A 22,396-nucleotide genomic window follows, 5' to 3' on the forward strand; every position below is an offset into this window, starting at 1 on the left:
TTATGAAGAGAAAAATTATATTATTATTTATACTATTATTATTTATTGTTTCCTGTCTGCCAAAACCTTTAATAGTGCCTGCTAAGGTTGTTACAGAACTTACTTTAGGTAAGGATATAGGTGTTTACAGCAATGAGTTTGTAGATTTGGACAGTCCTAAAATATATAAAGTTGATAACGAATACTATTTCGGTGATTTTTATATAGTTAAAGATGATACTGTTTATGCTTTAGATGTATCCAATTCAAGAATGGTTATAGCTTCTGGAAGTAATGTAAGGTATTTTCCTTTGGAATATAATAATCTCGAAACTTCAAAAATATCTCTTATAGATTCAAATGCTAATATTTATATAACAGGATACAATTTAAGATATGTAGGAGATATAGTAGTTAGCAATGTTATGATGAGTCTTCCATCTGAAAGTCCTACAACTGAGGGTGATGATACTCCGCGTATAGAAACTTATACAGTAAAAGTAACTAATACTAATTATACTAAAGTAGGTTTTGTATCTCTAAATAAAATATCTTCCAACGGTAATACATTGTACAGCATAGATACTGTTATTGATAACGAATACGAATCTTTAGTTAAATTAATAACATTAACCAATCATAAATTTGCTCTTCTTAAAAGAGATGAAAACAAAGTTCCTTTATTAGATATATATGATATGGACACTGGAAAGATGGAAAAAAAGATTCTCTCTTAAAGATGTTGAATATACTGATAAGACAGCTATGTCTTACAGAGAAATAGTAGACTGTGTATATGTACCAGATAAAGAGGTTATAGCAATTCTTACGATGAATATAGTAGAAGGTAAGCATCAGGAAGATATTATATACACATCAAAACTGGATAATTTTAATCTTAAAGAAACATATAAAATACCAAATAGAGATAATTCTCTTGCAGTAGGAATATCAAGCACTGGAAGAGTTACATATACTGGCATGGATAATGGAATGTATTTCTTCATAAGAACTAATCCATTTTTATCTCAAAATTACAGCAAAGAATATTTAGGTACTGACGGTTTTAATAAGTTAAGAGGAATACATATGTTTGATGATTCTATTTATGGCTTTATGGTAGAAGAAGGGATAATTAGATTTCAAAATTATTGATATATCTAAAAAATTATAGTTTGTCAACTGATACACTTTATATAGAATTATCAGCTTTTTTGCATAACATGCTCTACGGGTTTCGCCAAAGTTTTTGCCATAGGATCAAAACGTAATCGCTAGAACTTTATATCTTAAAGATATGTATTAAACGTATATTAATATCTACAGGCACGCTTCGAGATGGTACTTAGCCAAATTCAGCCTTTTCATAGAATAAAACATAGTGGTTCTCGTAAAGGATAGTACACCTAGCCAACTGTACTTTATCTGTTGCGGACGGACAGGAGTCATAAAAACATTGTGGTCTTGTATAAGAATGAAAAGTTACCGCTTTGTGTAAAACCAAAGATATTAAAAACAAAATATTATTTCATTTTTAACAATTTATAGTTTTTTAGGTATATAATAATATTTTATATTATTAATAAATTATAATTATTTAGATATATCATAATAAAATATTACATCTAATTTAAACATCACTAAAAAACAAGCATATTCTTTATTCTACAAAGTTTATAAGTTCTCCTATACCTTCTATAGAGCATGTTATTTTATCACCATGCTTCATATATTTAGGAGGATTAAATGACATTCCAACACCTCCAGGAGTTCCTGTAGCTATGATATCTCCAGTTTCTAATGTCATACCTTTTGATATATCAGAAACCAAATAATTTATATTATGTATCATATATTTTGTGTTTGATGATTGTCTTACTTCATCATTCAAAATACTTTTTACTTCTAGAGGGAATTTTATATCATCTTTATAAACTATACAAGGCCCCATAGCACTGTAAGAATCTAAACTTTTTCCCTTATACCATTGAGAATGACATTTTTGTATATTTCTAGAAGATATATCATTAAAAATACTGTATCCGAATATATAATCATTAACATCTTCAGGATTTATGTCTTTTGCCGTTTTACCAATAATTACAGCAAGCTCAACTTCATAATCAAGGCATTCATCTAAATCAAATCTTCCCTTTATTTTATCGCCAAGCCCTATAATTTCTATAGCACGTTTAGAAAAATACACTGGGGCTTTAACCTCTTTAAAATCTTTCATATCTTTTTTAATTTCAGATAAATGATCATCATAATTAACCCCTACGCATATAATATCATGAATAGGTTTTCTTATAGGTGAAAGTATCTGTACATTCTCAAGAGAATAAGAACGTGTACAATTCTCTTCGGCATATTTCAATTTTTTTAATATATCATCATTCATCATTTTTATTAACTGTATCATAGGATTATCATTTGATTTGAAATCAGGGATTATTTCATTTATGGCTATTACTTTCTTTGAGTCTTTACTTAGTATACCAATAGATTCTGTGTTATTCCATTCTACAAAAGATACAAATTTCATTTAATACTCCATTTACAAAAATTGAAAAAATAACATTATTATAGCTTAACAAATAAAGCTATATAAAAAATTAATGATGTTTTTAAGACAATTTTTAAAAAGTTTTTTAATTTATAATAGTGTTCATTATATTATAATAGATTTATAATTGTTTTTCAATATGCTGTAATTTTTTAAAATTATTTTCGAATTAATATTGTATAAATAATTTGATATATACACAATTAAATGATATAATAAAAAACTATAAAAATTATTTAATTATAATAAATTGTGGATTTTTCTTTAGTATGAACCATTTAATCACAGGACCAATGTTTGCAGGAAAGTCTAAATATCTGATAAAGACATTAGACTATCTCTTAATGGAAAATAAAGATATAAAAATATTATTTATATACCCAGCTATTTCTTTCAGAGGATATTTCTGCCGAGACAAAAATGTATATTTAGATAAAAGAATAGATATAATTACCGAAGAAGAAATTGAAAAAGATTTAGGAAATAATATAGAAAGTATTTATAAATATATTTCAAAATATAATGTTATAGGCATAGATGAGTTTTGTTTTTTAAAAGAACCAAAAATATTTGCCGATTTAATGAAAATGTGCAGTAATGATGATATAGACTTCTGCGTAGCTTCTCTTGATATGGATTATAAAAGAAATTATTGGGAAAGTGTATCAAATCTTATAGAGGAAGATTTAATAGATATTCATACAAAAGTATTCGGTAAGTGTGAATGCGGAAGAAAGGGTATATATTCAAAAAGGATAGCAAAAGATATTGATAGAGTTGTAATTGGAGATGATATATATAAATGCGTTTGCAGATACTGTTATGAAGGTGAAGATGAAGAAAAATTTGACCTATAATAATTGTCAAAAATAGTAACTGAGAATAAAAAAATAAAAGTTATATAAATACCTAGTAATGTCTATATAATAAAATAAGTAATGTTGTACATAAGGGCAAGACTTAGTGCAAAATAATAAAAATTTAAAAATTATATTTTTATAAATATTTATTTAAATTTGTTTTTATAATTTTATCATTATATATATTATAGAGAACCCTCATCTACCTCGGTAGCCTGAAGACGGCTTTTTAATTTATCTATCATATTACCTTCAACTGCTTTCTGAAACTGTATAGCAACATCTTTATTTTTTGTAAACTTAGGTATAGCTTTTGATATCAAATCATTTATTCTTTTATCAGACTGTGTCATCTCAAATATATTATCAGGAAGTGCCACTATTAATGTAGCCCCTCTACTTTCTATAGGATTACCCTGTGATAAAAGAGAATATATAGTAGGGCTTTCTGTTTCTATAAAAGAAAGTATTTTATTGTAGAATATGCGTCTCTTATCAGTTGGATTTAAAGGCACATCATACTGAGGTTTAGGCTGATTTGACTGTGAAACTGTATTATTATTAGCACTTTCAAAACCATAATCTTCATTAACAGAAACAGCCTGCATATTAGAAGCTATTATATCAACAGGACGTATTAGATTATCTGTATTAAGTAAAAGAAGCATACGCATTTCAAATATAGTTCTAGGATTAGAAGCACTTCTTATACGCTCTTCTGTAAGTAATATATAATCAAGTATTCTCTCTATCTCATCATCACTGTAATGATTAACAAATACTTTTAAATCATCTCTTTCATTTTCAGTAATCTCTAATAATTTTATATCATCAATACCACTTTTTATCATAAGAACAACACGCATATACTCTATTACACTGTTTATAAATGTTCTAGGGTCCACTGCATCTTCAAATAATTTCTTTACAAACTCAAAATAAGATTTTTTATTTTCAGACATTATAATATCAAAAAACTCTTTAACAAAAGAAAAATTATTTCCTCCTACAACAGCATTAACATCAGCACTTGTTATATACTTTTTATCGGTAGTGTAAGCTATCATTTTTTCAAGTATAGTTTCACTATCTCGCACAGAGCCTCTTGCCTGCTTTGCTATTAAAAATATTGCCTCTTCATCATATTTAATATTTTCTTTATCAAGTATTCCTTTTAATATTTTCTCTAAATCTTCTATTCCTAATGACTTAAAAGTATACTGCTGACATCTGCTTCTTATAGTAGGAAGTACTCTGTCAGCTTCAGTAGTAGCAAGTATAAACACAACATGAGCAGGAGGCTCTTCCAAAGTTTTAAGAAGTGCATTAAAAGCCTCATTAGTTATCTGATGCACCTCATCTATAATATATACTTTGTATTTTCCAGCTACTGGAGATATACGCACATTTTCTATAATGCTTCTAATATTTTCTATACCTCTATTGCTTGCACCGTCAATTTCTATAACATCAAGAGGAGTTCCGTTTTCTATTTGAGTACATGAAGGACAAACTCCGCATGGCTTATCAGTAGGACCATTAACACAGTTTAGAGCTTTGGCTATAATCCTAGCAAGAGAAGTTTTACCCACACCATGAGCCCCTGAAAATAGATATGCATGTGCTATCTTTTTTTGTGCTATACTTTTTGATATAGTCTTAGTTATATGCTCCTGACCTATAACCTCTTCAAAAGTTTGAGGACGGTATTTTCTTGCTATTACTTTATAGTTTTCTGCCATATTTATAGTGTTCCATTATATTTATTATTTTTAACTAATTCATTTTAACAGACTATATTTATTTGTCAATTTTAGTATTAATTAAAATATATTTAATATATTAATAACATATATTATTTAATATAGAAAATTTTCACTCAAAAATTAATAACTATATCTATTAATAAATATTGATAGATATAATTTTTTTATACAACTTGACATAATAGTTTATATATTTATAATTAATAAATATAATTTAATAGAGGATATATATGATAAATAAGTATTTAAAAACTATTTATATAATATTGATATTATTTTTTTATGCTGGAATAAATTCTTTATATGCAAAAACTTCTTCGGATACTATTTTTGAAGAAACAGTTTTTGAAGAAACTGCATTTGAAGAAACAACATTTGAAGAAATAGTATTTGAAACTATAAATTATGTTAAAAATAATGTACATGGTGCTGATATAAATGAATTGGATTTATCTATAGTTCAAGATGAAAATAGTTTTTCTGATAATATAGAGAGTTTATCATACAGTGACGTATTAAAAGAAGTAGATTGGAAATCGGTAATACCTAAAGTTGCTGTAGGAGGAACTATTATTACTGTTACTGGTATATTATCTATTGCAGGAGTAGCCTCATTTCCTTTTGTATTTGGTATTGTTGCTAAAGAGGCTATCATTGGAGGTGCAATAGGAAGTGCTGTTGTTTCTGTGTTAAATAGCTGCATACAATCTGTCAAAAATGGTCAGCCTATAGATAAAAGAGTTATAAAATATGCTATAGAAGGTGCTGCAGACGGTTTTATGTGGGGAGCAATCAGCGGAGCTGTAGTTGGCGGAATAAAATATGCTGCTATGCGAAAACCTGCAATTATAAAACATGGATTGAAAAAAGTATTAGCTAAAAATGCTACTAGAATTAATAAACAGGGGCATCTTAGTCAAACTGATGATTTAGGCAGATTAACTCAGGTAGAAGCTAAAGAATTAAAATTAACTGAAGATGGAATAAGGAAGCCTCATAACCAACAAAGCGTTGTTAGAGGAGCAGTAGAAAGAAATCCTGCCAAATATGCCGACAGAAATTATGATGGAGGTCATATTATAGCAAGAATATTTGGAGGTTCTTCTGATATAGATAATATAGTTCCTATGCCTAGAAATGTTAATAGAGCAGGAGGAGAATGGTATAAAATGGAAAAAAAAATAGCTCAACTTTTAAAATCAGGAAATAGAGTAACTGATTTTAAAGTAAAAATAAATTATAGAGGTGCTGACAAAATACCTTATTCTTTTCATGTAAAATATAAAGTAAATGGAAAGGTTGCAGAAGATATTATAGATAATAGATATAGATAATCATGTTTTGACTTTTATATCAAAATAATTTAATAAAATCTGCTATAGAATTTTTATAACTCTACAGCAGAATTTATCATTATAATCAGAAAAAGAATAATATTTTTTTTCTAAAATTAATTTCAGTTACTGCATTATAGCTTTTATAATTAGGTCCGAAATCAATACTTATAGGTATTTTACAAGCTTTTTTGGCTGTAATCTTTATCACAAATTCATTATCGTTTCCATTTGCCCCTGAGGAAACAGAAATTCTATAAGGAGTATTATTTTTATCTGTACTTTGAATAGTTCCTTTAGTGAAATATAAAGAATATTCATTGCTAATTGGAATGTTTATGTTGGCGTAACTAATTTCATTATCATAATTATAAGCATTAATTTTTACAAAAAGATATACTGTATCTCCAACTTTAAATTCCTGACCAGAAAGAGGCTGAACTTTTTTAATATCTTTACCAGCATAAAAACTAGTATCAAATTTAATATCAGGTATTTCTATAGTTTTTTTATATATTTCTATATTTTTTCTAATATTAAACACTGAATACTCTCTAGGAAATAATATTTCTACAGGTATGCTAACTTCATCAAGAGCATCTATTTTAAATACAAATACATTCTCATATAATTCATCTTTATTATATGTATCTGCAATTACTTTGTATATATTATTACTTACATTATTCAATTTACCTTCCATAAACTCTACTTTGTATTTACTGCTGCTTGGAATATTTATTGAAACAGGTATATGCAAGTTATTATCATTTGCATCTTTATTTTCAGCAATAATTTTTACGTAAAAATATAATGATTCACCAACAGTTCCTTTATCAACTTCAATTAGTTGATTTCCAAAAGCTTCCTCATATAAAAATGAAGTAGTTATATTTAGATTTTGTACTTTTTTACCTTCTATTTCAACAATTTTTTTTAAATTGTACTCTTTATACTCTTTTGGAAATATCATTTGTATAGGTACGCTCACTTTATCAACAGCATCTATCTTTATTACAAATATATTTTCATATAAATTACCATTATTTGATGTATAAACTGATGCTTCACAGCTAGAATTATCTATTATATTTGATAATGTACCTTCTACGAATTCTGTTTTATATATGTCGCTTTTTGGTACAGATATTGTAACAGGTATATAGAAGTTGCTATCATTTACATCTTTATTTTCAGCAATAATTTTTATATAAACATATAATGAACTTTCACCACTGCCTTTTTCTACATTAGATAATTTATCACCATCATGTTCTTTATAAATAAATGAAGTTGTTATATCTAATTTAGGAATTTTTCTTGAACCTCTATAATTTTTTTAAAATTATACGATGAATAATATTTATCAAATTCTATATATATTGGAATATCAGACTTTTCAATAATATCTATTTTTATTGTATACTTATTAGTAATAACTTCTTCTACATTTGAAGTTCTTGCTATAATTTTATATGGTAAAGTTTCTTCGTTATACAAATGTCCTTCTAAAAATGACACATTATATGAAGAAGAACTTGGAATATTTATTATAGAAGCAATATTTATATTTTTGTTTTCATCATCAAAATTTTTAGCTATTATATCTATATAGAGATATAAAGAATCTCCAACCCTAACTGTTGTACTGTCTGATTCTTTTTCATTTTCAGAAATTATTTTATAATTGATAAATGTTTGAATATCTAAATTTGGAATTTTTATTTCATTTGTATTTTGCATAAAATTAGTATTAGATAAATTGGTGTTAGAAGCAAAAGATAAAGAAGGATTTAAATAAAATACATCTTCTATATAATATTCTTGATAATTATTAGTAAGTAAATTATTATTTATTAACATATTATTACTAATAGAAGTATTTGTATTAAAATTACTATTAATGGATGCAGTATTAGTATCAGCCATTTTTTTAGCTCCGCTATCATTCATATTGCAAGAGGTAAAAAATAATATAGATAATATAAATGTAATAAACATTACATATTTATATAGCTTTTTCATTATTAAAACTCCTATATGTAAACCATAAATATTCTAAACTATTTAACATATTTTTCAACATAAAGCAAGTTATTCTTTATATATAATTAAGTATATTATAAAACTAAAATTTAAAACATTTTATTTATGCTCATGCCATTGGCACTCTGTTATATACATATTTGTGAATACTGCCTTAAAAGATGAATCTTCTGGGCTGCATGCATATATTCCAAAACTTATTTTATCATCTCCTTTAAATAGATGAAATATTCTCATCTGTTTAAAATTTTCTCCGTCTTCGCTGTATTCTATTAAAAAATCGCTTTCTCTTCTGCTTAATCTGTAGTACATCTCTTTTATAGAAGCGGATATATCCTGAGTAGCCCAGTTAGATATCCGTTATTTGTAACAACACTTCCCAAACGCTGATAATCTTTATTCTCATATTCTATTGAAGCCTTAAACCAATTTTCACTGTCTATGTAAATAGTAGCTCCGCATTGGTCAAAACGGCGTTTGCTTTCAAATACAGTTTTACTGTAAAAGAAAAATATTTATCTTTAGTTTTTGTTTGAAGTATTGGTGCATTGTCATTTCTAAAGCCATAATATGTTATCTGCCATAAGTCAGTATTAGGCTCTGTGTATATTTCTATTTTTTTATCACCAATAATCAATATATTCTTCGGTTCTCTAATCCAAAATAACTTCTCTTTTAAAAATTCTTTATACATGACTTATATCATAAATAAAGTATAAAATGATTATATATCTTATTTTTATGCAATTCAATAATTAATAATAAATCAAATATTTTTTATTTTTCTATTGACTAAATATGCATAAATTTATATAATACATACGGATTAGTTTTGTTATTAGATAATCGGCTTTTCATATAAGAAATCGGCAAAGGCGGTATTTAACAGTATGGAAAACTCATATAAAGATATGTATAATAATATATTAAATAACTATGAAGAATATCTAAAAGTTGTTGATATATGTCATAATCTATCCTCCATTAGGATTAATAATCTTATTAAAACTTTCGGCGGAAATAATTATGAAAATGAATGTTTCTATAAAGAAATAAAAAATGATAATATATCATATGCTATTGATATATACTGCGATAAAATAGATTCTACTTCTTTAATACTTCATTCAAGCAAAGGCTCTAATGATTTGGAAAGAATACTTTCAGAAAATGAATGTATGTATGGCTTTTCTAAATCTGAAGATGAAGATACATTATACAGAAAATTTGTATTTCCTAAAGATGAAAAAAATTACTATATATAACAGAAAAAATAATAGATTTATTTAAAAAAGAAATTGAATAATATTATTTAGTTTTTAAGTATTGTGTTTTATATATCTTAAAATATTTACTTCATAATATTAATTGTTTTAACTTTATAGCTGGGATTTTTTAATAATAAGAGTCTCAGCTGTAAATTCATATATTTAGGTATTTTTATCTTCTTTTTCAAAAGCATTTCATTTATTTTGTATATTTCTTAAATTTTCTTTTTAATTGTTAATTTAATGATCATAGCCATTCTTGCATATACAAAATATATATTTATATTTACTATATCAAAATTATCTAAATATGTAATAATTTTATGATAGGCTTTATCAACAGAATCACCGTTTTCTATTTCAAGTTCATCTATTTTATTAACTACAAAAATAAATCTGTCTTTTCCCTGTATTTCTAATTATATCTATATCAGCATTATATGATCTGTATTCTTCACCGTCTATTATATTTTCATTCTCATCTCTGCATAATACTTTAACATTATCAGTGTTATCAACATCTTTAATTCTAATTATTTTAGCAGTATATGACTGCTTTTTGATGGCATAAGTTCTTTACTCAATAATGAATTTATTAAAGTAGATTTAACTGCTATTTCAAATTACTTATTAATATCTGAATAAAATCTGGAAAATATATTTTCATCTTTTAATTCGTCTATAGGAGATTGTTCTTTTATAGAATTAAATAGTGTTACCAATTATTTTAATCTTTTATATATTGACTTAACTTCCTTCGATGAAGATTTGATATTAGTTTTATGTTTTTTATTAAATTCATATATTTCTAATGAGATATCATCATAATCAAAAGAAGTTCCTTTAAAATTTAAAATAAAGTCTTCATTAATTACTGCATAAAGCTCAGGTATAAATTTGTGAATCTATAATTGAAGCCTCTTATTATCTCTATTATAACTATATATTTTGGATTCAGTATTAAATTTAACGCCATCTTTTTCTAATTTAAATTCTGAAGTAAAAGGATTATACTCAAAATAAATTTCTTTCATTTATTAATACTCACAATAAAATATTAAAAATATAGTTAAAATATTATATAATACATACATAAAAAATCAGACAAAACAGGCAAAATAAAAAAATCCGTAAGAGTAATTATTACTCCTACGGATTTCTATTTATTCACTTTTATTAATTACTTAATTAAGCACCTAAAACACCGCTGATTAAGAATGCAGTAGCGAAAGAAACGATAGCGTAAAGTTCTGGGAATACAGCAACGATGATAGTGTTACCAAATACATCATAACCATTACCTATAGCTTCAACACCGTTAGCACAAACTTTACCTTGGAATATAGCAGAAACCATACAAGCTAAACCAACAGCAATACCAGCACCTAATATAGCAGCACCTTGGAATATGCTTATATCAGCTGTCAAATAAGGCTGCATAATGAAGAAAGCAGCAAAACCATAAAGACCTTGTGTACCAGGCAAAGCACTTAAAACAAGACAGCTACCGAAAGCATCTTTATTTTTCTTTAAAGCACCAACTGTAGTCATAGCAGAAATAGAAGTACCAACCGCACTACCAATACCAGACATACCTACCATTAAGCCTGCACCTAAATATCCTAATAAAAGTGCTGTGTTCATTGTAAAACCCATAATAAAATCTCCTTTTTTAGATTAATGAAATATAATTTTTATATTAATTTTTTATTTATAAAAAACTTAAAACTAAATTAAGCCGCTTTTTTAAGAGGCTTATACTCTTTACCGCCGCCTTCAAAACCAACATTATTGTAGAACTCAACAAATGTTAATCTCAAAGGGTGTACCAAAGCACCAAGTATGTTTAGTAAGAATATAGCAATATGACCTACTACAAGGAATATTACCATTATTACCACACCAACACCAGGTATAGCTTTGAAACTCATACCTATTTGGTTTATTACCAATGCTAATATAGAACCAGAAGCACCTAAAGCAAACAAACGTATGTATGAAAGTGTATCACCCATTATACCAGTAGCAGCAAAGTACACACCAAGTATAGAGTTTAACACATCTGGTTTTTTACCAACATTAGAAAGTATTACTAAGAATACCAAACCAACAGCTATTAAAGCATAATATATAGTGCTAAATTGTTTAATAACTTCCATTTTCTGCATATCGCCCAAGAACCATAAAACAAGTCCTGGTATAAATAGAAGTTTACCAATAGCACCAAGTATATCACCTATAGAGCTGGTTTTGATTCTGTCTACAACACCAACAACCAAAGCGAAACATATATGAAGTACGCCTATAAGCAATGCAGTATTAAACGGAGTTAAGAACCAATTTTCTTTAGTATCAGTAATAATCAAATATTTACTTAAAGCAGCAAATAAAGGTATCTGAGTATTTGCAGGTATACTTACACCAAATACACTTCCTCCATTAATGATACCCATAATAGTAGTACATATACCCAATGTTAGAGCAAGTATACCTACACCTCTTAAACTTCCCTTTAATACAGTGAATAAGCCTATCAAAGCAACTATAGTTAATACTACACCATAACCAGAATCGCCGAAACAATAAGCAAAGAATAACGGATAGAAAACAGCTATCATAGGAGTTAAATCTATCTCGAAATAATTCGGCAATTGGAATAATTTAGTAATAAGCTCATAAGCACCTGAATATTTATTGTTTTTAAGTTCAACAGGTACTTTATCATCTTTACTAGGGTCTTCCAATATATAAGCTATATTTTTAGCATCTAATAAAGATTTTACTTCACTTTCTTTATCTTTAGGTACATAAGCCTCTACATAAAGTATTTTGCCTTCAGTACCTTCGCTAGCAACAAAACTTTCTTTAGCCTCTTCAAAGTGATTAGATATATTAAGAGTATCTATTTCTTTATTAATAGCTTCTATATATACTTGATTTTTTATAATCTCTGTTTCATTATTTTCGATTTTCTCATCAAGTTCGGCTATTCTTGCATTTATATCATTATAAGATTTAGAAGGCATATTGATAATATCAAAAGGAAGAGTTTCTTCAGTACCTTCTTTTTTGAAAGCAACAAAATAAACTTTTCCGCCCTCTTCTTTGATAGTGCAAGTAAATATATCTTTAAGCTCTGAGAAGTTATAATCATTATATTCTTTAGCATTAGCACTATAGAATAAAGTATTATATCCAGTTTTTTCTTTTAAGTCATTCAATTTGTCAAAGCTAAAATTACCGAAAGGAGCTATAACAGATAATTCTTTTTTAAGTGTATCTCTTTCTGTTTTTAATTTATCAGAATCCTGAGAAGTATTGATAACATTTTCTATTACTTCTGATGCTTTTTTAGAAGTATTTTCAGCTTTAACATTAGAAACATCTTTTTTAGCTTTTTTAGCATCAGCCAAAGCATTATTAATGATAGCTTTAGCTCTTGAAGCATCATGTTTTTTAGCAGCGATATTATCTATATTTTCGCTAGAAACACCGTTTGCAATTTCTATATGCACAAGCCCAAGAGATGCTAAATCATTTAAAGTTTTTTCCTTATCCTCATGAAAGACAAAGAGAGAGAGTTTCTTCATTTTTCTAATCATAAAGACGCCTCCTTAGCTCTGTTTCTTTCTTTAACTATTTTTTGAGAAGACTTACTTAAATTGTCTTCGTCTTCCATATACCTTTTAATCTTGATTATAGCAGTTTTATATTCTGGGATTTGAACTTTCTCATAAAGGTTAACTTTCTGAGTAGTTTTTTTCCTAGCATAAGCCAAAGCATTAAGTCTAGCCTCAGTCATTTCAATTTTTACCTGAATAGTCATAAGGCGTTCAAACATGCTGATAGCAAGTCTAATCCAAGAAGGCATATTAAAAAGGCTGACATTTTCAATAGCGAAGTCTATATCAGATAGTATAGAAACTTTAACACCTGCAATGTTTTTTAATTCTGAATTGATTTTTTTGATTTTTACTATTTCTGGGAAATCAGTCCAAAATCCATTGTAGTTTTGATTTTCTTTAACTAATTTTTGATATTCTTCTTTAAGTAATTCAATCTCAGCGGTAATCTTTCTCACCTCAAGACGTAAAGCTGCCTCTTTACTTTTCAAAGTAGGAAGAGCTTTCTCACGAATAGTAAGCTGGCGTCTTAGGTTTTGAAGAGCCGTTTTATTGTATTGAAACTTTAATGCCATATTTTTACCTACTTTTTTAAATTAGTTTGACCATTTGCCGTATTTTTCTACCAATGATTCTTTTACACCCACTTCTGCTTTACTGAAATATTTACCCATCAATTCCCAGCCTGTTTCCAACATCTCATCAATTTTTATGTTAATATCTATAGCAAGTAATCTTTCAGAATATTCAGCAGCATATTTCAAACATCTTTCATCATATTCTGTCAAGTCGAAACCGTTTTCTTTTTTCATTTTAGCATTAGCAGCATCTGAATAAAGACGAACCAAAGTGTTCATTACAGCAGGGTGATCTTCTCTAGTTTTCTTACCTATAACCAACTGTTTCAAACGTGAAAGACTTCTGAATGGGTCGATGATTGTTTTACCTATATCAGAGTCACGTCTTAAATAAAGCTGACCTTCAGTGATGTAACCAGTGTTGTCTGGTACAGCGTGAGTAATATCACCTTCGTTAAGAGTAGTAACAGCAATAATAGTGATAGAACCGCCATCTGGGAACTGAGCTGCTTTTTCGTATATTTTAGCAAGGTCAGAATATAGTGAACCAGGCATAGAGTCTTTAGAAGGAATTTGATCCATTTTGTTGGATACTATAGCCAAAGCATCGGCATAAAGAGTCATGTCTGTAAGAAGAACAAGCACTTTCTCTTTTTTCTCAACTGCGAAATATTCAGCAGCTGTACAAGCCATATCTGGAATCAAAAGTCTTTCTACTGGAGGGTCATCAGTAGTATTGATGAAACATATAATTTTATCCAAAGCACCAGCTTCAGTAAATGTATTTTTAAATGATAAATAGTCATCGTTAGAAAGTCCCATACCGCCAAGTATGATTTTATCAGCTTCAGCTCTCAATGCTACCTGAGCAAGAACTGCGTTGTAAGGCTGGTCTGGGTCTGCGAAGAACGGTATTTTCTGTCCAGTAACAAGAGTATTATTAAGGTCAATACCAGCAATACCAGTAGCAATAAGTTCAGAAGGCTGTTTTCTTCTAACAGGGTTTACAGAAGGACCTCCGATTTCTACCTCTTTACCTTCAACTTCAGCACCGCCGTCAATAGGCTCGCCGTAAGCATTAAAGAATCTTCCAGCAAGAAGTTCGCTTACTTTAAGTCTAGGAGGTCTGCCTAAGAATACTACTTCAGCGTTAGTAGGTATACCTTCAGTACCTTGGAAAACCTGAAGTGTAACAATATCTCCAATCATTTTTACAACCTGAGCAGGTCTTCCTGCTACAAGAGCCATTTCATCGTTACCGACATTTTCTGCTCTTAAAGATACAGTTGCTTTAGTAATCTGTACTAATTTTGTATATACTTTTTGAAATGCTTTAGGCATGTGTTATACTCCTTTCAGCAAATATTGATTCCATCTCAGCTGTGTATTTTTTATGATCATCAGACTGATATACAGAATAGTTCATCTGTTTGAATGCGTTGATAAGTCTTTTGAAATAAGTACCTACTTCGCTGTAATCATCAAATCTGTAATCAGCTTCTACAACTTTCATAACTTGATTTAATAATTCTTTTTGTCTTTCTATAGGACAGTTTTTATCTACTTTATCGAAAGCGTCCTGCTGTAAGATAACGAAGTCTATAAGCTCAGCTTTCCATAAACGCTGATGGTATTCAAGAGGTACTGCGTCATCACCAAGAATGCTTATTTGGTCATTAGCTTCCTGTCCTCTTCTGGCAATATCTTTAGCTTTAATAACTTTTTCTGACCAGCCTTTTTCTATATTAGTATCAGAGAACTCTATGAACTCTGGATATTCAATATATTTAGAATAAGAATCTAATGGGTCAACAGCAGGATATCTTTTACTATCGGCACGTTTTTGTGATAAAGCGTAGAAACATCTAGCTGCTTTACGAGTAGATTCTGTTACTGGCTCTTTTAAGTTACCACCTGCAGGAGATACTGTACCTATGAATGTAATAGAACCTGTTTCTCCGTTATTTAAGTATACGAAACCTGCTCTGGCATAGAAACTAGAAATAATAGCAGGCAAGTCAATAGGGAACGCGTCTGGACCAGGTAATTCCTCAAGACGGTTAGACATCTCTCTTAAAGCCTGAGCCCAACGAGAAGTAGAGTCAGCAAGAAGAAGAACTTTAAGTCCCATTGATCTGTAATATTCAGCAATAGTCATACCTACATAAACTGAAGCTTCACGGGCAGCTACTGGCATGTTTGAAGTGTTACAGATGATAGTAGTTCTTTCCATCAAACTTCTTCCAGTTCTTGGGTCTATAAGTTCTGGGAACTCAGTAAATATTTCTACTACCTCATTAGCCCTTTCACCGCATGCTGTCATTATAATCAAGTCAGCATTTGCGTTAGTAGCCAAAGCGTGCTGTAATACTGTTTTACCTGCTCCAAATGGTCCAGGAATAAATCCAGTACCGCCTTCAGTTATAGGGTTGAATGTATCTATAGTTCTAACACCAGTTTCCAACAATTTAAATGGTCTTGGTTTTTCTTTATATGCTTTAATAGTAAGTTTTACAGGCCAAGTTTGTATCATAGTTACATTAACTTTTTCGCCGTTAGAAGTTTTGATAACAGCTAATGTGTCTTGTAAATGATAAGTACCAGCTGAAACTACACTTTCAACAACACCTTTTCCTTCAAACTTGAAAGGAACCATTATTTTATGGTCAATCCAGCCTTCTTTTACAGCACCTATCCAGTCGCCTGCAGCTACTTCATCTCCAGCTTTAGCTATTGGAGTAAAGTCATAAGTTGATTCTTTGTCTTCAGAAAGATTGTTATATTTACCTCTTTCCAAGAATACACCTTGTAATTTATCAAGGTCATTTTGAAGTCCGTCAAAGTTTTTACCTAGAAGTCCAGGTCCTAATTCAATTTCCAACATTGAACCAGTAAACTCTACGGCATCACCTAATTTTACACCCCTAGTAGATTCAAATACCTGAGCACTAGCACTAGTACCAGATATTTTAATTACCTCAGCCATAAGTTTCGCATTACCGCAAGATACATAACATATCTCGTTTTGTGAAACAGGACCGTCTACCTCTATTGAAATTAGGTTTGATATAATAGCAGTTACATTACCTTTAGTCATTTCTATCTCCTAATTAATTATACACAGACGCTTTTGATTTTAAAGAACTAATTAGCGTCTCCAAATGCTTTTTACCTTCCTCTTCATTCCTTCCGTTTATACTAACAGCATAAGTAAGATTTATATAGTAAGCAAAAACATTATCTGTGGTAAAAGATTTTATAGATGTAGCTCTATCCAAAAACTCTTTTACTAAAGAACATTCAATATTTTCCATGTTATATGGGTCTGCTTTATCTGAAGAATTGAATGTGTCAATAATACTGTTTATATAAGGCATCTCCTTACCTACTCCAAAATCTGAAGCGGTAGATTTAGTTAAAGCGGATATTAATGAATAGTCGCCTATTAACTCTTTTGATATTTCTTCACTTGAAAAACCTAAAGCCCTTCCATTTAAAGCTGCCAATATATTTTTCAAATCACGCATAAATGAAGCATAATTTTTTATAAATGAATTTCCGCTTTTTATCATCTCTTCATAATACAAACCGAGTAAAGCATTTTCTATATGTCTTACATTTTCCCATTCAACATTTTTATTATCTTCTAAAAATTTATTCATATATGACGGTAAATTAGAAATTGTACTATATTTCTGAATATCTTCTTTACTGAATATTGAAGGTTCTATATGCTCTATATAAGGACTAAATAAACCCTTTTGTTTGGCTATAACATTTACTAGATTTTTATTATCATTTTGATATATAAGATAACTAAAAGATTTAGCATCTTTGGCACTTAAACTAGATAATATGCTTTGAGTAATTTCATTAATATCATACTTAGCCTTAGCATCAGAAAGTTTCACTTCGGGAAGACCTGAGATAAGATAATAATATGATCCCATACTCACCCCTCTTATTTACTAAAAATTACTTCTTCCGTTTTTGCTTTTATATAATCACTGAAAAACTCTACAAAATCCTCATCTGTAAACTGAAGCTGATAATTGCCGCCTTCAGGTACAATTTTAAAACCATTAGATAATTTTTTATCAAAGTTGATATCAGCATTTTTTATAGCTGCTTTTATAGATTTTTCAAATGCTGAATCTATATCAGCTTTTTTTGATTCTGGGAAATACACTGTTACATCTGAATTACTGGAAGATATATCCCATTTTTTTACCACTTCAAGAATTAAGTCTTTTAAAAAGCTAGTATCTGCAAAAGCTCCTTTCAAGCCTTCTTCAAGTACTTTAGCTGTTACCAATTCTTTTACTCTTTGTTTTAAAGCACTAATTGACTGCTCGCCTGCCATACGTACATCTGTTATTGTATTTTTCTTTAGCTCTTCTGACTTTCTTTCGGCTTCTTTAACGATTTCTTCGGATTTAGCTTCTGCTTCTTTTATTATTCTGTCAGCTTCGCTTTTAGCATTTGAGATTATTTCATCAGCTTTTTTGTTGGATTTTTCAACACCATCTTGATATATGCGTTCAAGAAGGGAGTCTAATTTTTTCTCTTCAGCCATAATAACTCCTTAACGTTTTTTATAAATTGATTTATAGAAATTTTAAAATTTTCTCCAAAAAGACACTATCTTTATAGTTTACCAGTATTTTTAAAAAAATCAAGCAAAATAAAAAAAATATCTATTATATAGTATTAAATTTTATCGTACTCTAACGATTTTTAATAAATGAAAAACTTTTAAGTGATTTATATAATATAATAAAATAAAAAGAAATTATAAAAAAACTATAAAAAGATAAAAATAAATACTGATAAAAAACTTCCATAAATAATAATATTATTATTATTTATTAAAAACAATACAGTAATAAAAATATATCATAAAAAATTTACTTTATTAAAAAGTATAATTGAATCATAACTTTTCAGATAATTATTAATTTAAATTATAATATATATTATACATAAAAAAATTAAGTAATACTTAAACACAATATTTTTTTCTTCTATATATTTTTAGTTTTAATATTAAATAAAAAGTTATTTTTTATCATATTATAATATACTATATTAATCATTATCATTTGATTTTTAATAAAAAATATATTATATTTTAACATAAAAAGTTAATAAATTCAAAAATTTGCTTTTGAAAAACATTAGGAGGATTAGATAATGGAATTTAATTTGTCTAAAACACATGAACTTTTCAGACAAATGATTAGGGAATTTGCTGAAAAAGAGGTAAAACCTTTAGCTGCAGAAGTTGACGAGGAAGAAAGATTCCCTGTTGAAACTGTAAAAAAAATGGCTGAAATAGGACTTATGGGTATACCTATCCCTAAAGAATACGGCGGAGCTGGCGGAGACAATCTAATGTATGCTATGGCTGTTGAAGAATTATCAAGAGTTTGTGCTACTACTGGCGTTATACTTTCTGCTCATACTTCTCTTGGAACTTGGCCTATATTACAATTCGGTACTGACGCTCAAAAACAAAAATATATTCCTAAACTAGCTAGCGGAGAATGGATAGGGGCATTCGGTCTTACTGAGCCAAATGCTGGTACTGATGCTGCTGGGCAGCAGACTACTGCTGTATTTGATGAAGCTGCTCAGGAATGGGTTCTTAATGGTTCTAAAATATTCATAACAAATGCAGGATATGCTAATGTATATGTTATATTTGCTATGACTGATAAATCAAAAGGATTAAAAGGTATTTCTGCTTTCATTGTAGAATCAACTGCTCCTGGATTTTCTATAGGTAAAAAAGAGAAAAAATTGGGTATAAGAGGTTCTGCTACTTGCGAATTAATATTTGAAAATGCAAGAATACCAAAAGACAACTTACTAGGCGAATTAGGTAAAGGATTTAAAATTGCTATGATGACTCTTGACGGAGGAAGAATAGGTATTGCTTCTCAGGCTTTAGGTATTGCTCAAGGTGCTCTTGATGAAACTGTAGCTTATGTAAAAGAAAGAAAACAATTCGGAAGAACTATAGCTAATTTCCAAAACACTCAATTCCAATTAGCTAACCTAGAAGTAAAAGTAGAAGCTTCAAGACTTTTAGTTTATAAAGCAGCTTGGAGAGAAAGTAATCATCTTCCTTATTCTGTAGATGCAGCAAGAGCTAAATTATTTGCTTCAGAAACTGCAATGGAAGTTACAACAAAAGCTGTTCAGCTTCATGGCGGATACGGATATACTAGAGAATATCCTGTTGAAAGAATGATGAGAGATGCTAAGATTACAGAAATCTATGAAGGTACTTCAGAAGTTCAAAGAATGGTAATCGCAGGAAGCCTTTTAAAATAATATTATTAGTAAATAAACATTTATGGAGGAATAGAAATGAAAATAGTAGTTTGTGTAAAACAGGTGCCAGATACAACTGAAATTAGACTTGACCCTGTTAAAGGTACATTAATAAGAGATGGTGTTCCTAGTATAATGAACCCTGATGATAAAAGCGGATTAGAAGAAGCTTTAAAATTAAAAGATAAATATGGTGCTCATGTTACAGTAATAACAATGGGACCGCCTCAGGCTGAAGCTATATTAAGAGAGGCTTTTGCTATGGGAGCTGACAGAGCTATTCTTATAACTGATAGAAAATTCGGTGGTGCTGATACTTTAGCTACTTCTAATACATTAGCCGCAGCTTTAAAAACTTTGGAATATGATCTTATAATTTCTGGAAGACAAGCTATAGACGGTGATACTGCTCAAGTTGGTCCGCAAACAGCTGAACACTTACAAATACCTCAAATCTCTTATGCTAAAGAAATACAGTATAACGAAGCTGATAAATCATTAACCGTAAAAAGAGTAATAGAAGACGGATACTATTTGCTAAATGTTCAATTACCTGCTCTAGTAACAGTATTATCAGAAGCTAACAGCCCTAGATATATGAGAGTTAAAGGAATAGTAGAAGCATATGATAAAGAAGTTGAAATATGGACATCAGAAACTATTAAAATAGACCCTTCATTAATAGGTCTTACTGGTTCTCCTACTAAAGTAAAAAAAGCATTTACTAAAGGAGCTAAACAAGCTGGTAAAGTATTTGAAGTTGATACTAAAGAAGCTGTTAATATCATAATTGAAAAATTAAAAGAAAAATTTGTTATCTAATAACAAATAACCTTAAAGAAAGGAGATGAATAATGAATTTAAGTGATTATAAAGGAATATTAGTATTTGCTGAACAAAGAGACGGTGTACTTCAAAATGTAGGTTTAGAATTAATTGGAGAGGCAAAAAAACTTGCAGCTCAATTAAAAACACCTGTAACAGCTGTTTTAATGGGACATAATATACAAAATTTAGCTCAAACTTTAATAGAATATGGTGCTGATATCGTATTAGTAGTAGATAATGAACATTTAAAACAATATGATACTGAAGCATACGCTCAGGCATTCAAAGCAGTAATAGATGCCAAAAAACCTGAAATCGTACTATTAGGTGCAACTACTTTAGGAAGAGATTTAGCTCCTAGAGTATCTTCAAGAATGAATACTGGACTTACTGCTGACTGTACAAAACTAGATATAGATGAAACTACAAATGTATTCGGAATGACTAGACCTGCATTTGGCGGAAACTTAATGGCTACAATTGTATGTCCAGACCATAGACCTCAAATGGCTACTGTTAGACCTGGGGTTATGCAGAAACTGCCTAAAGAAGAAGGAAGAAAAGGAGAAATAGAAATATTCCCTGTAAATATAGATACTTCTAAAATGAAAGTAAAAATCCTAGATATAGTAAAAGAAACTTCTAAAAAGGTTGACATTACTGAAGCTAAAATATTAGTATCTGGAGGAAGAGGCGTAGGATCTAAAGAAAACTTCAAAAACTTAGAAGCTGTAGCTTCAAAAATAGGTGCTGAAGTTTCAGCTTCAAGAGCAGCGGTAGATGCAGGATTTATAGAACAATCAAGACAAGTAGGACAAACTGGTAAAACTGTAAGACCAAATATATATTTCGCTTGCGGTATATCTGGAGCTATTCAGCATATGGCTGGTATGGAAGAATCAGAATACATTATTGCTATAAATAAAGATAAAGACGCTCCTATGTTTGGCATTGCCGATTTAGGTATAGTAGGCGATGTAAACAAAGTACTACCTCTATTAGCTGAGGAATTATCAAAAGCAATAGAAGCTAAAAAAGCTAAGTAATAAAATTATTTAGAAACATTTTTTTAATAACCAAGAGCAGGTGCTGAAAATAAAGTTTTACTACCTGCTCTATTATTTTTTCATAATTTATTTAAGTTAAATATTATTAAAAGCTGCATATCTATTTTCATAATCAATTTCTTGTCTTACCATCTAATTAAAT

At 29.0% G+C, this 22,396-nt stretch carries 20 protein-coding genes and 1 pseudogene; 7 read left to right on the forward strand and 14 right to left on the reverse strand.

Going from position 1 to position 22,396, the window contains the following annotated elements; genetic code table 11:
- Positions 1 to 2: 2 nt before the first annotated feature.
- Positions 3 to 1,134 (forward strand): annotated as a pseudogene (locus KQ44_RS15600) (hypothetical protein).
- A 505-nt stretch (positions 1,135 to 1,639) separates the two neighbouring features.
- Here KQ44_RS15600 and KQ44_RS10230 read toward each other — a convergent pair.
- Positions 1,640 to 2,524 (reverse strand): fumarylacetoacetate hydrolase family protein, encoded by an 885-nt coding sequence (locus tag KQ44_RS10230; protein ID WP_096737312.1) that lies wholly within the window; start codon positions 2,522 to 2,524, stop codon positions 1,640 to 1,642.
- Positions 2,525 to 2,814: 290 nt separating this feature from the next.
- Between KQ44_RS10230 and KQ44_RS10235 the strand changes: the two genes are divergently transcribed.
- Positions 2,815 to 3,402: a thymidine kinase gene (locus KQ44_RS10235; protein ID WP_096737313.1), complete on the forward strand. Its 588-nt coding sequence runs from the start codon at positions 2,815 to 2,817 to the stop codon at positions 3,400 to 3,402.
- 188 nt (positions 3,403 to 3,590) lie between these two features.
- Here the strand turns inward: KQ44_RS10235 and dnaX are convergent, their stop codons facing one another.
- Positions 3,591 to 5,147: a DNA polymerase III subunit gamma/tau gene (dnaX, locus tag KQ44_RS10240; protein WP_096737314.1), complete on the reverse strand. Its 1,557-nt coding sequence runs from the start codon at positions 5,145 to 5,147 to the stop codon at positions 3,591 to 3,593.
- A 254-nt stretch (positions 5,148 to 5,401) separates the two neighbouring features.
- Between dnaX and KQ44_RS10245 the strand changes: the two genes are divergently transcribed.
- A complete protein-coding gene (locus tag KQ44_RS10245) occupies positions 5,402 to 6,505 on the forward strand; it encodes a DNA/RNA non-specific endonuclease (protein WP_096737315.1) in 1,104 nt (367 codons plus the stop codon).
- Positions 6,506 to 6,590: 85 nt separating this feature from the next.
- Here KQ44_RS10245 and KQ44_RS10250 read toward each other — a convergent pair whose 3' ends face one another.
- The 5 genes from KQ44_RS10250 to KQ44_RS15435 form a co-directional block, all read right to left on the reverse strand.
- Positions 6,591 to 7,496, reverse strand: coding sequence for a hypothetical protein (locus tag KQ44_RS10250; protein WP_143277862.1), 906 nt, complete (start codon positions 7,494 to 7,496; stop codon positions 6,591 to 6,593).
- Positions 7,497 to 7,807: 311 nt separating this feature from the next.
- Positions 7,808 to 8,530: a hypothetical protein gene (locus KQ44_RS10255; protein WP_096737317.1), complete on the reverse strand. Its 723-nt coding sequence runs from the start codon at positions 8,528 to 8,530 to the stop codon at positions 7,808 to 7,810.
- A 120-nt stretch (positions 8,531 to 8,650) separates the two neighbouring features.
- Positions 8,651 to 8,863 carry a DUF1349 domain-containing protein gene (locus KQ44_RS15425; protein ID WP_276307039.1) on the reverse strand — a complete coding sequence of 71 codons (213 nt, stop codon included), beginning with the start codon at positions 8,861 to 8,863 and terminating at the stop codon, positions 8,651 to 8,653.
- Between the two features lie 5 nt (positions 8,864 to 8,868).
- Positions 8,869 to 9,066 carry a DUF1349 domain-containing protein gene (locus KQ44_RS15605; RefSeq protein WP_346426137.1) on the reverse strand — a complete coding sequence of 66 codons (198 nt, stop codon included), beginning with the start codon at positions 9,064 to 9,066 and terminating at the stop codon, positions 8,869 to 8,871.
- Entirely contained in the window at positions 8,991 to 9,245 is a 255-nt protein-coding gene (locus tag KQ44_RS15435; RefSeq protein ID WP_276307040.1) for a DUF1349 domain-containing protein, read from the reverse strand. Before KQ44_RS15435 ends, KQ44_RS15605 begins: the two co-directional genes overlap by 76 nt.
- A gap of 196 nt (positions 9,246 to 9,441) precedes the next feature.
- Between KQ44_RS15435 and KQ44_RS10265 the strand changes: the two genes are divergently transcribed.
- The gene (locus tag KQ44_RS10265; RefSeq protein WP_240516593.1) at positions 9,442 to 9,816 is read left to right on the forward strand and encodes a hypothetical protein; all 375 of its coding nucleotides are present in this window, start codon (positions 9,442 to 9,444) and stop codon (positions 9,814 to 9,816) included.
- Between the two features lie 1,191 nt (positions 9,817 to 11,007).
- Here the strand turns inward: KQ44_RS10265 and KQ44_RS10270 are convergent.
- The 7 genes from KQ44_RS10270 to KQ44_RS10300 all read right to left on the reverse strand — a co-directional run bounded on the left by KQ44_RS10270 (position 11,008) and on the right by KQ44_RS10300 (position 18,596).
- On the reverse strand, positions 11,008 to 11,475 hold the full coding sequence (locus KQ44_RS10270; RefSeq protein ID WP_008721414.1) for a V-type ATP synthase subunit K: 468 nt from the start codon (positions 11,473 to 11,475) through the stop codon (positions 11,008 to 11,010).
- A gap of 77 nt (positions 11,476 to 11,552) precedes the next feature.
- Complete coding sequence (locus KQ44_RS10275) at positions 11,553 to 13,421, reverse strand: V-type ATPase 116kDa subunit family protein (RefSeq protein ID WP_096737318.1); 1,869 nt, start codon at positions 13,419 to 13,421, stop codon at positions 11,553 to 11,555.
- Positions 13,418 to 14,017: a V-type ATP synthase subunit D gene (locus tag KQ44_RS10280; RefSeq protein ID WP_008721418.1), complete on the reverse strand. Its 600-nt coding sequence runs from the start codon at positions 14,015 to 14,017 to the stop codon at positions 13,418 to 13,420. The genes KQ44_RS10275 and KQ44_RS10280 overlap by 4 nt, the downstream gene beginning before the upstream one ends.
- A gap of 21 nt (positions 14,018 to 14,038) precedes the next feature.
- Positions 14,039 to 15,361, reverse strand: a complete 1,323-nt coding sequence (locus tag KQ44_RS10285) for a V-type ATP synthase subunit B (protein WP_013114055.1) — start codon at positions 15,359 to 15,361, stop codon at positions 14,039 to 14,041.
- Positions 15,354 to 17,117, reverse strand: coding sequence for a V-type ATP synthase subunit A (locus KQ44_RS10290; protein ID WP_096737319.1), 1,764 nt, complete (start codon positions 17,115 to 17,117; stop codon positions 15,354 to 15,356). Before KQ44_RS10290 ends, KQ44_RS10285 begins: the two co-directional genes overlap by 8 nt.
- Positions 17,118 to 17,130: 13 nt before the next feature.
- Positions 17,131 to 17,970 (reverse strand): DUF2764 family protein, encoded by an 840-nt coding sequence (locus KQ44_RS10295; protein ID WP_096737320.1) that lies wholly within the window; start codon positions 17,968 to 17,970, stop codon positions 17,131 to 17,133.
- Positions 17,971 to 17,981: 11 nt separating this feature from the next.
- Positions 17,982 to 18,596 (reverse strand): V-type ATP synthase subunit E, encoded by a 615-nt coding sequence (locus KQ44_RS10300; RefSeq protein ID WP_096737321.1) that lies wholly within the window; start codon positions 18,594 to 18,596, stop codon positions 17,982 to 17,984.
- A 617-nt stretch (positions 18,597 to 19,213) separates the two neighbouring features.
- Here KQ44_RS10300 and KQ44_RS10305 point away from each other — a divergent pair.
- From KQ44_RS10305 to KQ44_RS10315, 3 genes are read left to right on the forward strand one after another with little or no spacing between them, the layout of a single operon-like run.
- On the forward strand, positions 19,214 to 20,359 hold the full coding sequence (locus tag KQ44_RS10305) for an acyl-CoA dehydrogenase (protein ID WP_096737322.1): 1,146 nt from the start codon (positions 19,214 to 19,216) through the stop codon (positions 20,357 to 20,359).
- Positions 20,360 to 20,395: 36 nt separating this feature from the next.
- A complete protein-coding gene (locus tag KQ44_RS10310; RefSeq protein WP_096737323.1) occupies positions 20,396 to 21,181 on the forward strand; it encodes an electron transfer flavoprotein subunit beta/FixA family protein in 786 nt (261 codons plus the stop codon).
- 32 nt (positions 21,182 to 21,213) lie between these two features.
- On the forward strand, positions 21,214 to 22,233 hold the full coding sequence (locus tag KQ44_RS10315) for an electron transfer flavoprotein subunit alpha/FixB family protein (RefSeq protein ID WP_096737324.1): 1,020 nt from the start codon (positions 21,214 to 21,216) through the stop codon (positions 22,231 to 22,233).
- Positions 22,234 to 22,396: the final 163 nt, after the last annotated feature.

Origin of the sequence: Brachyspira sp. G79, from assembly GCF_002379365.1 — a bacterium.
Lineage (GTDB): Bacteria > Spirochaetota > Brachyspiria > Brachyspirales > Brachyspiraceae > Brachyspira.